Source organism: Corynebacterium sp. EPI-003-04-2554_SCH2473622 (assembly GCF_001665955.1).
Lineage (GTDB): Bacteria > Actinomycetota > Actinomycetes > Mycobacteriales > Mycobacteriaceae > Corynebacterium > Corynebacterium pseudodiphtheriticum.
In genome coordinates this window covers 44,085-59,845 of sequence record NZ_LZMN01000007.1, presented here as the reverse complement: position 1 = coordinate 59,845, position 15,761 = coordinate 44,085, and the positions used below count along the sequence as shown (strand labels likewise).

At 56.5% G+C, this 15,761-nt stretch carries 12 protein-coding genes; 4 read left to right on the top strand and 8 right to left on the bottom strand.

Going from position 1 to position 15,761, the window contains the following annotated elements; all coding sequences use genetic code 11:
• Positions 1-10 precede the first annotated feature (10 nt).
• From purE to A5774_RS00565, 4 genes are all read left to right on the top strand, one after another.
• Complete coding sequence (gene purE / locus A5774_RS00585) at positions 11-559, top strand: 5-(carboxyamino)imidazole ribonucleotide mutase (RefSeq protein WP_021351826.1); 549 nt, start codon at positions 11-13, stop codon at positions 557-559.
• A 183-nt stretch (positions 560-742) separates the two neighbouring features.
• On the top strand, positions 743-1,738 hold the full coding sequence (locus A5774_RS00580) for a bile acid:sodium symporter family protein (RefSeq protein ID WP_027017590.1): 996 nt from the start codon (positions 743-745) through the stop codon (positions 1,736-1,738).
• A gap of 59 nt (positions 1,739-1,797) precedes the next feature.
• A complete protein-coding gene (locus A5774_RS00575; protein ID WP_064832996.1) occupies positions 1,798-3,423 on the top strand; it encodes a succinic semialdehyde dehydrogenase in 1,626 nt (541 codons plus the stop codon).
• Positions 3,424-3,701: 278 nt separating this feature from the next.
• On the top strand, positions 3,702-5,012 hold the full coding sequence (locus A5774_RS00565) for an alpha/beta fold hydrolase (RefSeq protein ID WP_197490197.1): 1,311 nt from the start codon (positions 3,702-3,704) through the stop codon (positions 5,010-5,012).
• A 37-nt stretch (positions 5,013-5,049) separates the two neighbouring features.
• On the opposite strand, the gene A5774_RS00560 is transcribed toward A5774_RS00565, so the two are convergent.
• The 8 genes from A5774_RS00560 to A5774_RS00525 all read right to left on the bottom strand — a co-directional run bounded on the left by A5774_RS00560 (position 5,050) and on the right by A5774_RS00525 (position 15,683).
• Positions 5,050-6,579, bottom strand: coding sequence for an ABC transporter ATP-binding protein (locus A5774_RS00560; RefSeq protein ID WP_231892286.1), 1,530 nt, complete (start codon positions 6,577-6,579; stop codon positions 5,050-5,052).
• Entirely contained in the window at positions 6,576-7,412 is an 837-nt protein-coding gene (locus A5774_RS00555; RefSeq protein WP_064832993.1) for an ABC transporter permease, read from the bottom strand. The genes A5774_RS00560 and A5774_RS00555 overlap by 4 nt, the downstream gene beginning before the upstream one ends.
• Entirely contained in the window at positions 7,409-8,371 is a 963-nt protein-coding gene (locus A5774_RS00550; RefSeq protein ID WP_064832992.1) for an ABC transporter permease, read from the bottom strand. Before A5774_RS00550 ends, A5774_RS00555 begins: the two co-directional genes overlap by 4 nt.
• Complete coding sequence (locus A5774_RS00545) at positions 8,368-9,900, bottom strand: ABC transporter substrate-binding protein (RefSeq protein WP_064832991.1); 1,533 nt, start codon at positions 9,898-9,900, stop codon at positions 8,368-8,370. Before A5774_RS00545 ends, A5774_RS00550 begins: the two co-directional genes overlap by 4 nt.
• 30 nt (positions 9,901-9,930) lie before the next feature.
• Entirely contained in the window at positions 9,931-10,983 is a 1,053-nt protein-coding gene (locus A5774_RS00540; RefSeq protein ID WP_082936024.1) for an LLM class flavin-dependent oxidoreductase, read from the bottom strand.
• A gap of 53 nt (positions 10,984-11,036) precedes the next feature.
• The gene (brnQ, locus tag A5774_RS00535; RefSeq protein WP_064832990.1) at positions 11,037-12,440 is read right to left on the bottom strand and encodes a branched-chain amino acid transport system II carrier protein; all 1,404 of its coding nucleotides are present in this window, start codon (positions 12,438-12,440) and stop codon (positions 11,037-11,039) included.
• 106 nt (positions 12,441-12,546) lie between these two features.
• On the bottom strand, positions 12,547-13,695 hold the full coding sequence (locus tag A5774_RS00530) for a MalY/PatB family protein (protein ID WP_064833010.1): 1,149 nt from the start codon (positions 13,693-13,695) through the stop codon (positions 12,547-12,549).
• A gap of 104 nt (positions 13,696-13,799) precedes the next feature.
• Positions 13,800-15,683 (bottom strand): ABC transporter ATP-binding protein, encoded by a 1,884-nt coding sequence (locus A5774_RS00525; protein WP_082936023.1) that lies wholly within the window; start codon positions 15,681-15,683, stop codon positions 13,800-13,802.
• Positions 15,684-15,761: the final 78 nt, after the last annotated feature.

Genomic DNA, 15,761 nt, shown 5'->3' with positions numbered 1-15,761 from the left:
GGAGCCAGAGATGAGCCAAGAAGCTGCGCAGAAGGAAACGCCAAAGAATAATGGTCCTGTAATCGGGCTCATTATGGGGTCGGATTCTGATTGGGACACGGTGAAGCCTGCCGTAGAAGTCTTTGCGGAGTTCGGGGTGCCTTTTGAGGTCGGTGTGGTTTCCGCCCATCGCACCCCGGAAAAAATGTTGGCCTATGCGAAACAAGCGCACACTCGTGGCATCAAGTGCATCTTGGCCTGTGCTGGTGGCGCTGCGCATTTGCCGGGCATGGTGGCGGCGGCAACCCCGCTTCCGGTGATTGGTATTCCACGAGCGCTGAAGAACTTAGATGGTCTGGATTCCTTGCTATCTATCGTGCAGATGCCGGCCGGGGTTCCAGTGGCTACGGTCTCGATCGATGGGGCGAAAAATGCTGGTTTGTTAGCAGTGCGGATTTTGTCGGCGGGGCAGCCGGAACTTGTCGACGCTATGGCGGAATATCAGGAGAATATGGCCGCTGAGGTAGAACGTAAAGATCAACGCCTGCGCGAAAAACTCGAACGCATGGCCGATGAATAATGCTGATCTCGATTGACTCTGCAAAGACATCGTAGACAACCCGGGGGTGAGCACCGGGCAAGCCCAGGCATTACGGTGGGACCAAGCGTGCGCAACAAGGGGGATCGGCACTCGGTTGAATAAAAATACCCGGAAAATTGGCTGTGAACTGACACCGCGCGTGTGATCCGTCATACTATTCGAATGAAAACCTCCGAGGACCGCTCCGCAGCCATTGCCGTGACTGCCTTTCCGGCTTTTATTCTGGTCGGAACCATCATTGCGTATTTCTTCCCCGCACCTTTTGTACCTTTGAGTGGGGCGATTACCTATTTTCTGATGGTGATCATGTTTGCGATGGGGCTGACATTGACCATCCCAGACTTTCAAGAAATTGCACGTAGACCGTGGCCCGTGTTCATCGGTGTGGTGGGGCAGTTCGTGATTATGCCGCTATGTGCAATTGGTGTCGCCAAGCTATTGGGGCTGCACCCGGCCCTTGCCGTGGGGTTGTTGATGCTGGGGTCGGTGCCGGGTGGTACTTCGTCAAATGTGATCGCCTACCTTTCACGGGGCGACGTTGCGCTGTCGGTGGCGATGACATCCGTTTCCACGTTGCTTTCACCGATTGTGACTCCTCTGCTTATGCTGGCTTTGGCTGGGGAAGACATCGCTATCGATGGTGTCGGTATGGCGCTAACCTTGGCACAGACGGTGCTGGTTCCGGTGGTTGGTGGCCTGATTCTGCGCTGCATCTTTGACACTGTGATTGCGAAACTTACCCCTATTCTTCCGTGGGTATCCATTCTCGGCATCGGGGGAGTGGTGTTTCCTACAGTCGCTAATAACGGAGAGCGGCTTGCGCAGGTAGGCGTGATCGTCATTATTGCCGTTTTGTTGCACAATGTTTTTGGCTACCTCTTAGGCTATGCAGCTGGAGCTTTATTGAAGATGCCGCCATCCTATAACCGAACGATGGCGGTGGAAATCGGAACCCAATCAGCCGGATTGTCTTCGGGCATGTCTGCGAAATTTTTCACCCCTGAAGCAGCCTTGCCTGGTGCAGTCGCTGCTGTGCTGCACAACATTACTGGAGCTTTGTATTCTGCGATCGTGCGACGGTTTTCTAGCGAAATCCCGGAAAACTCGGGTAGCAACGATGCCGATGTGGTTGCTCCGGTAACACCTACAAGCAATTAAAGAAAAGTGCTTCATAAAAAATCCGGAGTAGTAGCTGGTGCCAGCTATAATTGCGGGGCATGACCTTCCAACGTGCCGTCCCGAAACGCTTGTGTTTAGAACCATTGCCGGAGAAATTCGCGGAACACCTACGTTCTTTTGCGTTTGCGGGCCACGATTCTGTAGACATGGCAGCGCCTGAGCGCATTGGCGTAGCAGCGCCTGAGCGCATTGACATTGAATCTCCTTTATTGCAGCAGCCACTTGGTTGGGTGCCGAAAGTTGGTGCCGACGCCACCTGTGCTGCTTTTCGTGCCGCGCGTGCTGTGCAGCCCGAATGGCACCAATTGGGAGTGAAGAAGCGCGCGAAAATCATATCGAAGTTTCATGATCTCGTGTTCAGCAACCGTGAGCTGATCATGGACCTGGTGCAGCTGGAGACGGGCAAAGCCAGGGCAGGAGCGTTCGACGAAGTTACCGATGTGGCTAATAATGCTCGTTATTATGCCGGGCAAGCACCGAAACTGCTGCGCCCACAGAAAAAGCGTGGTGGAATGCCGGTCTTGACCAAAACCTACCTGCACCATGATCCGAAAGGCGTGGTCGGGCAGATCAGCCCATGGAATTATCCATTTAGCTTGGGTATTTCTGATGCAATTCCGGCGTTGCTGGCAGGTAATACGGTTGTTGCCAAGCCGGATTCACAAACTCCGTTCACTTCCTTGCTGATCGCACATTTGTTGTCTGTAGCAGGGCTTCCCGACGGCGTGTTTACTGTGGTAGTTGGCTCCGGCGGGGTAGTGGGTACCGCGATTGCCGAGAACTGTGACTTTTTGATGTTTACTGGATCGACGGCCACTGGGAAGGTTTTGGCGGAGCAAGTCAGTAAGCGCTTGGTGGGGTTTTCTGCGGAATTGGGTGGCAAAAACCCGATGATCGTCACCAGTGATGCCCACCTGGATACCGCGGTGCGGGCGATAACGCACGCATGTCTGTCGAATACCGGCCAGCTTTGTGTGTCTATTGAACGTATTTATGTCGACCAGGATATTTACCAGGAGTTCTGTGAGCGGCTCGCAGATTCCTTCCGTGCACAAAAGCTCGGCGGCGCGTTGGACTGGAAAAACCAGGTGGGGTCGTTGGTTAGTGCAGGGCAGCTGGAAACCGTGGAAGAATTCGTCGCCGATGCCAAGCGCGCCGGGGCCCGCGTGCTCACTGGTGGGAAACCCCGGCCGGATTTGGGGAAGTATTTCTATGAGCCGACGATTCTGCTCGATGTCCCAGACAGCGCCAGGCTGCTGCGCGAAGAAGTCTTTGGCCCAGTCGTGTACATCCAGCCGGTGGCGAAGGTTGACGACGCCGTCGCAGCGGCAAATGGCACCTGTTATGGGCTGAATTCTTCGATATTTGCTGCACCAAAAACTGCTTGGAAGCTCGCCCCACGTATTCATGCCGGATCGGTCAATATCAATGACGGTTATGTGGCAGGGTGGGCCTCTATTGATAGCCCCATCGGTGGGTATAAAGAATCGGGGGTGTCGCGTCGGCATGGTGCAGAGGGGTTATATAAATACACGGAGCCGAAAACAATCGCACAACAACGTGGTTTCCCCATTTGGGGGCCACAGTGGTTATCGCAAAAATCCTGGTCAAAAGTGTTGTGGAGGAGTCTTTCTTTAGGCAAGAAGACAGGTTTGCTGCGATAGCATCTTTTCGTTATAGTAGGAAATGTCTTCACAGGCCGTGGCCTTGGCCACCACCCCCCCCGAGTGGCCCTGGCCCTCCTGTTGGAGGCGCTGCCCCGTGGAATTCACCCCCCCGAAATTCCACGGGGCCCAAAAATTTCTCTGGCCTTCCGTCCCAAGTATTCCCGGGGCGGTGCCGCAGAGGGCGAAGTGGTGCATACTGCAGGCTCGAAGAAGAGTCCGGGCCGAACTAAAACCTTGACGCGTCGCGTATGCATCACTAGACATAAGTTATGTCTCTGAAAACCACTTCCAGTCGTCATTTTGGTCATAACCTCAAAGAACACACGCTCACCGTCCCTTGGGACCCACAGAATGTCTCCGCTGGCAGCTTCGAGCTCTACGCCCGCGAAATTTACGCCGACGGCAATGAAGATAAACCCGCCATCGTCTACCTGCAGGGTGGCCCGGGATTTCCCGCACCACGTCCCTTTGGTGGTGCAGGTAAAGTCGCCGGTTCAGATATCGGCGGGGTGATAGGCAAAGCCCTGGAAGAATTCCGTTTCATCCTGCTAGACCAGCGCGGCACCGGCCGCTCCCACCGCATCGATAGCGCCAGCCCAGTCGAAGACTTAAGCGTCGAACGCCTATCAAAACTCCAGCAAAACTATATCGTCGACGATGCCGAAGCCCTACGGAAAGCTCTGGGCATCGAAAAATGGTCCTTGTTCGGGCAATCCTTTGGTGGCTTCTGCATCACCTCCTACCTCTCGCGCTACCCGGAGGCAATCGAGCACGCGTACCTCACCGGTGGCCTACCCGCCACCAGCGTGGGCATCGATGATGTCTACCGTTCCACCTTCGACAAAGTGCGGGCTCGCCACCACGCCATGTATCGCGAATACCCCTGGATCGATGAGCGCATCCGGGAGGTTTGCCACCACCTGGATCAGTCCCAAGAACTCTTGCCGACGGGCGAGCGGCTGAGTTCACGCCGCCTGCGCACCGTCGGTATTACCCTGGGGCAGGGTCCGGGATTCCACACCTTGGCATACTTATTCGAAGATCCATTCCGCACTGTCGGCGGCGAAAAGCGGCTGAAGACAGACTTCTTGACCAGCGTCGCCGGCATGGTATCTTTCGCTGATGGTCCGTTGTACGCCGCGATCCACGAATCCATCTATGGCGGTGTGGTTACCCCAGGCGCTACCAACTGGTCCGCGCACCGCATCCGCGAAGAAATCCCAGGTTTCGAAGAAAATGCCGACCCTCGTTCGCAGGAACCGTTCTACCTCACTGGCGAACACGTCTTCCCGTGGCAATTCGATGAGGACCCTGCGTTGCATGCCTTCCGGCAAGGTGCGCACGACCTGGCGCAGCATGATTTCCAGACCTCGCCTTATGACCGGGAAATTTTGGCAACTGCCCCAGTCTCGGCCGCAGCTGCATATTTCGATGACATGTATGTGCCATTCGAGCTGTCGTATGACACCGCGCGTGCTTACGCGGACTGCCGCCTGCACGTGACCAACCTGTATCAACATGACGGCATCGGCTATGCTGGCGCAGAAATCTTTGACGTGTTACGCGATAAGGTGCGCGATTTTTAAGGCCGCTGTGCAAGCCTACTGTGCAGGCTATTTCCGGCTATTTCCCGGCTGCTTTGCGGTATAGTGCAGCCGCAAGCAGACGGGCGGTGTAGTCGTCAGCCGGATCCTGCCAGATCTTGTCGACGGCGCCGGCCTCCACAATCTGCCCGTCGCACATGACAATCACCTCATCGCAGATCTGGCGCACTACGTGCAGGTCATGGCTGACGAATACCAACGTTAGTCCGTAATCGTCGATCAGCGAATCGAGCAGGTCGAGCACTTGGCAGCGCACAGAAACATCGAGTGCGGAGACAGCTTCGTCGGCAAGCAGAATATCCGGGTGACCAGCAACGGAACGGGCAATGGAAATGCGCTGACGCTGGCCGCCGGAAAACTCGTGTGGCAGACGTCCGGTGGCATCTGTTGGCAGACCGACCTCGGCCAGAATCTCGCCGCTGCGCTCATCGCTGCCGCCACCCTCGGCAATGATGCGGCCTATGCGTAGCCGTGGGTTCAGCGAAGAAAACGGATCCTGGAACACCATCTGCACCCCGGCTTTGACCTCGATATTCCCGGCGGTCGGGGCCTCTAACCCTGCTATGAGTTTCAGCAGCGTGGATTTCCCGGAACCGGAGGCACCCACGATTCCTAGGCGCTTACCTCGGCGCACCTGCAGGCTGATATTGCGCAGCACCGGAGTTGTGCCATAGGCGTGTGTGACTCCCTCGAGTTCGATGATCGGGTCGGCCTTGGCCAGGGCACTGAAGGAACCCTGGGAGCCCGATTTTGTGCCTGCCGTACGGGCGGGGAGCTGATAACGAGACGCCGCCAACAGCTGTTTCGTATAAGGCTCACGCGGACTCTGGAATACCTGTGTGCTTGCACCACGCTCCACGACGTGTCCTTTGTGCAGAACCAACATGTCGTTGCACATGCGCTGAATAACATCCAAGTCATGGCTGATGAATAACAACGCCATGTCACGTTCGCGAACCAAGCGTTCGATAACACCGAGTACCTCATCTTGGGCAAGGACATCCAGTGCCGTGGTCGGCTCATCACAAACCAGGATGTCCGGATCCTGGGATATAGCCAGTGCCAACAACACCCGCTGACGCTGACCACCGGACAATTCGAAAGGGAAACGGGAAACAAAATCCGGTTCTAGACCCACCTCGGCCAACAGCTGGCGGGCATTGTGGCCTAGCATCCGACCGATTTTCATCAAAGGATCCAATGCGCTCATTGGTTCCTGAAAAACCATGCCGATGCGTGTTCCGCGTAGCTGACCCCAGCGCTTCTCTTGCCTACGGGCACGCCTGCGCACAGCCAGCATTTCTTCACCATCGATGCAGATCGAGCCGGTAGCTTGTATGCCACGCGGGCACAGCCCCAGCAGGGCCAAAGCCGTCAGTGATTTTCCCGACCCAGACTCCCCAATGATCCCAAGACGCTGACCCGGTCTAAGAGAAAAACTGAGGTCGTTGACCAGAACCTTATCCCCAGCGTGAACCCGCAGTGCATGCACGGCTAACAGACTTGGTGCCTGCGCCCGGCTCATCGTGCTTTCTTGTGCACCCATCATCGTGTCCTCCAATGTGCTGCACGGCGTGGATCCAGAACGTCGCGCAGGCCGTCGCCAAGCAGGTTAAAGCCCAACACGGTCAGAGCAATTGCCAACCCCGGCCAGACCGCCAGCAGTGGGGAAGTACCCAGTTGGGTCTGCGCTGCCTGCAGCATTAACCCCCATGATGGATGCGGTGGGCTGACACCCAGACCTAAGAAACTTAGTGCGGCCTCGGCCAAAATCGCCAGGGAAAACGCCACCGACGCCTGCACAATGGCCATCGCGCGAATATTTGGCCAAATATGGCGCCATGCGATGACCAGCTCTGGAACCTTGGAAATGCGCGCCGCCGAAATATAATCCTGCGTGAGCACTTGCAGCGCGCCAGCACGCGCGACGCGAGCAAAGCCTGGAACCCCAGAGACCCCAATGGCCAACATCGCGGTAAGCACCGATGGCCCGAACACCGCCGCAGCAACAATCGCCAACAACAGCGCCGGGAAGGCAAGCAGCAAATCCGCACCTCGCATAATCACCACATCTGTCCAGCCACCACGCATGGCTGCCCACACCCCAAATGGAATACCCAGTAATCCAGAAATGCTCACGGCAATGACCCCAACGAATAGGCTCACCTGCGCCCCGACGAAAAGACGGGACGCAATATCACGGCCGAAGCGGTCCGTGCCCAACCAGTACTGTGCTGATGGTCCGTGTAAGCGATCAGCTGGCACAGCCTGCACCGGGTCGTGTGGAATCCAAAACAACGAAACCACCGCCAGCACCACGACGACACCCACGATGCCAGCTCCCAAATAAAGGGAGAAATTCTTCTGTATAGCTGGATTCATGATGCACGCACCACCTTGCCACGCCGCAACCGCGGATCAATAAACCGGTAACCCAGGTCCACACACAGGGTGACCGCTAAAGTGAAAAACACCAACACCATCACCAGCGATTGCACAGTTGGCAAATCCCGGGAATTGACCGCATCCAACAACATGGAACTCAAACCGGGAAGGACAAATACCCGTTCTATGACCACAGCGCTGGCCACTAACGTCGCAAGTTGCACCCCGGCTACCGTCAGTACCGGCAGGGTAGCGTTGCGCAGGCCATGCCTGCCTAAAGCCTGCAATTGGGTATACCCACTGGCCCGGGCAGTACGCACGTAGTCCTGTTCGATTACTTCTAACACGGCAGAGCGCACATAGCGCGTCAAAATTGCTGCCTGCACCAAAGCTAAAGCCACCACCGGCAACACCAAGCGTGCCAGGAAACCAGCAAAACCATATTCCGGCGGCAACCAGCCACCAGCCGGTAACCAGCCCAAATGCACAGCAAAAATAGCGACGAGCACAACCGCTAGAAGAAACGACGGCACTGCAATGCCCAATTGCACCAGTCCGGACAACACCGCGGCATCCGGCTTACCATGCCGATATGCCAGCCAGGTGCCCACTGGCACTGCGATTGCCAAGGACAACGTCATGGCCAACCCCACCAAAATCAGCGAGACCTGCGCACGGTCCCACACCAGGGGAGTGATGTTTTCTTGCGACACCAGCGAAGTACCGAAATCACCACCGAGCAAACCTGTGATCCAATCGAGGTACTGCACCAGCAATGGACGATCCAGCCCGAGTGCCGCAGAAAGCTTCGCGACGTCCTCGTCACTAGCAGAAACCCCAAGGGCCACCCGCGCCGGGTTACCGGGGGCTGCGCGAAGCAACAGGAAAATTAGCACTGACGCTAACGCCAACAAGACTGCGAACCGTGCGAAAACCCGGGCCAGTGCACGAATCATGATGCCTCCCGAAGACGAGCTAGCTCAATCGCATCGGTGACCATTGTCGGCTGCACTCCAGAAATTGCTGGAGAAGAAAGCACAATATTGGGCAAATTTGCGATGCTCAGCGCACCGGCATCTGCCATGATTTGCGCGATAGCCTCGGTTATTTCTTCCGCAGGGGCGGAACTACGTCCTGCGGCGTCGAAAAGCTCGCGGACGCGAGCATTGTCATAGCCCAAATAATAATCTGGGTTGCCGAACATGTGCTCAGTGTCCCGGGCTTCCATATGCGCGATGATGGAGGCCTGATAATCCGCCGCGCCATGCACCTGGTTCAGCCACACCGCGGGAAATTCGACGGTTTCCACCGCCACGTGAAAACCCACCTCGCGCAACTGGGAATACACCAATTCTGCCAGTAATTTCGCGTACGGTAGCGACGGTACAGTCAACGTCACCAGCTCTCCGTCATAGGAACTTGCAGCAAGTAATTCTCGCGCACGGTCTGGGTCGAAGGGATAAAAACCGCCAGGAGCGGAGCTTCTGGCAAGCACATCGGTGAACCACGGGTCCGTGGGCGAGACCGGCGCGCCCGCAGTATCGGTGGCATGACCAGAAAAGACCACCTCGTTGGCGGCTTGCCGGTCGATCGCGAAGGCTACAGCCTGACGCACGAGAGGATCGTCGAAAGGCACGGCGTTGTTATTCATTGAGAAAATGATCTCGCCATTGGTAGTGCCGATATCGACGTTGATCTCACTATCGAGTGAGTCCAATAGCTCGGGAGCCTGCATTGCCCACACCAGATCGACTTGCCCGGACTGTAAAGCGTTTACTGACGAGATGGCATCGGAAAAATAGCGGATCTCCACCGACGAGCTGGCAGGAGTGCCCCAATAATCATCCCGTGGGCGGAATCGAATTGACTCCCCTGTGGCAAAACTTTCCACGAGCAAAGGGCCCGTGCCGACGGGATCGCTGGCTAATGATTCCACCCCAGTAGGCGACATCATAGCCCCGATAGTGGTGCCCATTGACCACAGCCATTGCGAATCCGGGTGCTTTAGCTGCACGCGCAAAGTGTGCTGGTCCAAGGCTTCGGCCGCAGCGACGACATCCATGCCGGACTTCAAACCATTCGTCCACTCATTTTGCACATAGTGAATGCTAAAAGCTGCTGTTTCGGCAGTAAAAGGCGTGCCATCCGAAAACTTTACGTCGTGGCGCAGCTGAAAAACATACTCGGTGCGATCATCTGAAACCTGCCAATCGGTGGCCAAAAACGGGGCGATTTCGCCTTTGCTATCGATGCGTACCAGGGTTTCGTATACGTCGGGAAGCAGTGCGCTCGGAGCCGCAGAACCACCGGCGTTGGTGAAATCAAGAGCGCGTGCTGCAGAGGTGGAGGCCAACACGATCGCATCCGCGCTTCCGGGTCGCGCATAATTGGCGGTGCTGCCAGCGGAGCACCCCGCTACTAGCAGGGCAGTGCTAGCTAAGACAGACAACCAGCGAAAGCTGCCGGTGCTGAATTTCTGTGACATTGCAGATGATTCTGAGTTGATGACTCTGAGTTACAGCTTCCACGTATTAGCCAAATGTTGCATGCTAGCCGCGGTGTGCTCGTAGCTCGGGCCTTGTAAGGAAACCATCAACTCGTCAGCAGATGCGGTGGCAGCGAACTCCTGCAGATAGTCACGAACCTCGTCTTCAGTACCCACGGCTGTGTAATGCAGCATTGAGATAATTTGTTGGCCCTGCGGTGAGTTCACCAGATCGTCGAGCTGGGCATCGGTAATTTTTGCGCCCCGGGCAGCGAACGCCTGCACGCGTTTTCGCGCAACCTCTTCGAATTGAGCTTGGGCGCGCTCTGTCGTCTCATCAGCAACGACGTTAACTGCAGCGATGACATAGGGCTCGGCAAGATACTCGGAAGGCTGGAAGTTCTCGCGGTAGTAGCGCGTGGCGTTTTCCAAATGCTGCGGCGCAAAATGCGAGGCGAAAGCATACGGCAGGCCATATTTCGCCGCCAGGGAAGCGCCAAATAACGAAGAGCCCAAAATATAGAGCGGTACGTGGGTGTTCCGGCCCGGAATCGCGACGACTCCGGGTACTGGGGAATCTTCCGGGGCGCCCAAATAGCCCTGCAATTGGCGGACATCGTCCGGGAAGTTTTCTGCTGCGCGCGGATCGCGTCGTAAAGCACGGCCCAAAGTGTGCATATCAGTGCCCGGTGCGCGGCCGAGGCCGAGGTCGATCCGGCCAGGGTACATCTCAGCCAGGGTTCCGTATTGCTCGGCGATGGAATACGGTGCGTGGTTTGGCAGCATCACGCCACCAGCACCCAGCCGAATGGTCTCGGTATGTGCGCCCACATGCGCCATAATCAGCGAAGGCACAGAAGATGCAATCTGTGGCATGTTGTGGTGCTCGGCGTACCAAATACGCGCAAAGCCCAGTTTTTCTGCAGAACGGGCAAAATCCACCGAACGCCTCATAGTGGCGGCGGTGGATTCACCGGGGTACATCGTGCAGAAGTCGATCAGGGACAGGGGAATATTGTGCGCGGAATCACCAGAAGTAGTGGTTGGACTAGCGGCAGCGGAGGCAGATTCGGGCTTAGACATAGTGTCCGCCAAATTAGTCCGTGTTTATGCTCCGTGCAATGTTGCACAAAGTTTTAGGCTTCGTGTGCTGCTTCCTGGTGCACAGGAGCTTGCTCGCTGGCTTTGTGAGGTTTCGACATATCCAGAATGACACCGATGATTACAGCGACAATAACCGGCAACAGCCAGCCCAAGTTCACTCCGTGCAGTGGTGTCCAGCCGATGATCGGCTCCAGACCCTCGGCGCCTTGGGAAACAGCCACCATGATTGCGGACCATACAACTGCGGTCCACAAACCGAGACGGAAAGTGAAATAGAACTTAACCTTGCCGCCGAAGATTGGCTCGATCAGAGTCAAGAAAATCAGGGTGATTGCTGGCGGGTACAGGAAGATGATGATCGGGACGGCGATATCCAGCACGAAATCCAGACCCTGTGCGGCCAGTACCAGGGAGATCAGGGTGAAGATGATTGCCCATGTGCGGTAGCCCATCTGTGGGGTCAGCGTGGAAAAGAACTCAGAAGTTGACGAGATCAGGCCGACGGCGGTGGTCATACAAGCCAACAAAACGATGAAAGCCCAGATGATCTGGCCGGGGGTGCCCAGCGCGGATTCCGCAGCAGCAGACAAAATTGCAGCACCTGAATCATGGTCTGCCGCACCAGGAAGCATTTGGCCGATATAGCCCAGGCCAATGTAAATGACGGCCAAGAAAGCACCCGCGATGATACCCGTGGTGATCGTGCCGCGAACCAGCTGGCCGCCTTCGGAAAAACCTCTGGTGCGCAGCGTGGAAATGATGACGATGCCGAAAGCCAGACCGGCGATGGAGTCCATCGTCAGGTAGCCTTCGAGCAGACCGGTGGTGAATGCAGACTCCGAATATTCTTCGGAAGCCGTCAGATTTTGCGCATCAAAACCGGTGATCGCAGAGATCACCAGGATAACCAGCAAAATTGTTAAAGCTGGGGTCAAAATACGACCCAGGGTGTCCATGATGGTGGTTGGGCGCCAGGCCAATGCCAAGGCCACACCGAAGAAAATTAGGCAGAAAACCCAGTTCGCAGCAGTGCCTTCGAAACCTAAAATCGGGGTGATCGCGGTTTCAAAGGACACGGCTGCGGTACGAGGTAATGCATAGAACGCACCGATAGATAGGTAGGCCAACAGCGAAAAGACCAGGCCGAAGATTGCTCCGCCACGAGCAGCGAGGTCGCGGACGCTGTGACCGGAAATAGCGATGGCGATAATCGCGAGCACCGGCAAAATCACACCCGAGCCGACAAATCCGAGGATCGCTGGCCAGAAGTTTTCGCCGGACTGTACGCCTAGCATCGGTGGGAAAATCAGGTTGCCGGCACCGAAGAACATCGAAAACAGCATCAATGAACTGAAGATGATGATGCTGATGCCCGGACCGGACTTCGCAGAACCCCGGGAAGAGCCCTGCGGAGCCTGGGTAGCAGCTGTAGCCATAGTGTGTCACCTTAACTTTTCGGGTGAGTAGTGATGAAGAATATTCAGAATACTGTACACAGACCCTAATCAGTGTGCGGTGATGGGACTAACAGATTGCCATATTTTATTCAGCAGCCCGCTTGTCGACGGCGGTTTTGATGCGAACGATCGCCTCCTCCAAGATCTCCCGCGACGTTGCGAAGTTCAGGCGCGCGTGCCCAGCGCCACCGGTACCGAAGTCCGTGCCTTCGTTCAGTCCGACCTTCGCGTGCCGACGCAACCATTGCGCTGGGGTATCCAGATCGCCTAACGCGGTGTTACGGAAATCTAGCCACATCAGGTAGGTAGCGTGCGTGGCAGAGACCCGCAATCCTTCGACAGCCTCCGGCAAAGCCTGCACAAGCCAATCGCGGGTGGCACGCAGATACTCCACCTGCGCGTCCAACTCGCCACGGGCGTCGCGGTAACAGGTCTGCGAAGCCACGATGCCTAACGTGCCGGTGCCGTCTTTGGCGACGCCGGTTAACTGTGACCATTTTTCGCGGTCCGCATCATTGGAAAAGATGATTTGTGCACATTTCAGCCCGGCGATATTCCAGGCTTTGGAGGCAGCAGTGACGGTGAAACACACCCGGGCTGCTTTCTCTGAGAGCGAAGCAGCCGGTACATGCTCGCCGTCATAAACCAGCGGTGCATGGATCTCGTCGAGCAATAACCGTGCGTCGTAGGCGTCGGCAAGCTCCACCAAGCGGGTCAGGGTCTCGCGGGAAAAGACTTCGCCTAGAGGGTTATAGGGGTTCGACAGCACCAGTGCACCGGCGCCGTTCTGGAAAGCTTTCTCAATCTCGTCGAGATCTAGCCCTCCATAGGCAGAGACTTCAATTTTCTCACGGCCCGCGGTACCCGGCAGCTCCAGCAGCGGCGGGTACGACGGGGTAGGGATGATGACCGCGGAATCCTCGCGCGTGAAATACTGCAGGCCTAACAAGAGGCCGCGCACCACATCCGCGCACCAGACGATATTGTGCGGATCCGGCCGCCAACCAAAATAATCGGCATAAAAATCCGCGACGGACTCTGCGAGGTGCGTGGTGTGCGGTGCGGGCGAATAGCCAAAGGTTTCGGCTTCTACGGCATCCCGAATGCGTTGGTGCACCGGGGCGGCGGTGGGAAAATCACTTTCGGCGACCCACAATGGCAGCACGTCGTCATCAAAGACCGTCCACTTGCGGGTCCCGCGAGCCCGGAGCTGCTCCAGATCCGGGAAATTCAGGTGAGGGTTTTCTTGCTGGTTTAACTGTTGTTTCTGGTGTGTGTTCATGCATTCCAGCCTAGTGACAGTCGCGCACGAGCTCAGCTGGGAAGCGCTGCCACCACTTAGTTAGTGCTGTCGTGCACCATGCCGTAGCGCTGAAAATGCTGGCGTTGTTCCTCTGTGACCTGCTTATCTGGGTTCGCAGAAACAGATTCCGAAAGCTCCAACAACTGTGCATATATTCCGCCGCTGCGCGCCAATTCCACCGGCGAACCTGACTCAACCACCTCGCCTTTTTCTAAGGTGAAGATCGTATCGACGTCCGCGATGGTGGACAGCCGGTGCGCGATAATGAGCGTGGTTCGGTCTTTCATCAGCTCTTCCAACCCAGCCTGCACGCTGCGTTCTGCTTTGGTATCCAGTGCGGAGGTAGCTTCATCCAGGATGAGCAGCGGGGCATCTTTCAACATGGCGCGGGCGACGGCAACGCGTTGCTTTTGCCCACCGGATAGTCGCAGGCCACGCTCACCGATCACGGTGTCGTAGCCATCCGGGAACTCCGAGATGAAATCGTGTGCATTGGCCCGACGCGCCACCGCGATGACCTCCTCGTCACTGGCCTCCGGTTTACCGTAGGCAATATTCTCGCGGATAGTGCCGGAAAACAGGGATGGTTCCTGGAACACCACGCCGACGGACGAACGCAATTTCTCCGGGCTTAACTCTGCGGTCTCGTGGCCAAGCACGGACACGCTGCCAGCTTGCGGCTGGTACAACCCCAGCAGCAAGTTCACCACGGTGGATTTACCGCCGCCGGATTCGCCGATCAACGCGATCTTGCTACCCTGCGGTGCCGATATGGAGATATCGTTGAGCACGGGTTTGCCTTCTTCATAAGCGAATTTCACGTTGCGGAATTCGAAACCGGGCTCGGTTTTTTGCTGCTGCAGCGGTGCCGGGATTGCCGGATCCACCTCGGGTACGTCTGGTGCGTCGATGGTGTTGCGCAATTGCGGGTTGGCGCTGTCGTCAAGCTCTTCGTCCATGATGCGGAAATAATCCCGCGAATTGGCCATGGCTTTTTGCGCGGCGTCGACCAGAAACGACAGCATAAACACCGGGGTCTTCGCCATGTTCATCAGCTGAATGAGCATGACCATTTGGCCGAGTGAGAAATGACCTTCCAGCGTGCGCCAGAAAATCAGGGCGTAAATGCCGAAAAACAGCACGGCGGTGGTCAACCCACGCGCAATATCCATCGAATGCCACCAGCGCGACTGTGGGCGAGTGATAGAAACTGTACGACGGTAACCGTTGCCGAAACTGGCCAGCTCGCGTACCTCAGAAACGAAAGATTTGGTGATTTTCACCTGGCCGATGGCCTCGGCAAAGCGCGAGTTTGCAGTATCGATTTCTTCGTTTTTCTCGTGCTCGTAGCTTTGCCAGCGCTTGGACGTCAATGCGGTTAGCCACAGGTACGTGGGGAACAACAGCGCCAACAACACCGCCAATGGCCAGTAATAAAAAATGGTGATGCCCAAAATCACGAACAACTGAATGATGATCGTGAACATGTTGTTCGAGAAATACTGGATAAACTGCGTGACCGCGTGGATGGAACGATCCAGCCGGGCGATAATTGCGCCGGTGTTCTGGTTATCGTGAAAGCGCTGCGGTAATGCCAACAGCTTCGCGTAGTAGCGCGTCGACAAGATCTGCCGCAGGCGTGCCGACATCATGTCGCCCCAATAACCACCGAGGTTGTCGACCAGCACGCGCACCGCATCGGCGGCAAACAGCGCGACGGCCAGCCAGAGCACCGTCGTCAAGATTGCGGAGGTATCGCCACCTTCGCGGATCCCCTCGGCGATCACGTCTGTGGCCTGGCCGACCAAAAACGGCCCGATCATCGAGACCACCGCGACCACGATTGCGGATACGATAACGCCTAAATACAGTGGCCACAGCGCCGAGGCACTGCGCATGATGCGGAAAAGGGAAGACACGAAAAATTCACGCTTTCATAAGGGTTTACTGATCAGTCAGGGTGCAGAACTTACCATTGTGCCACTGTCGGGCAAGAT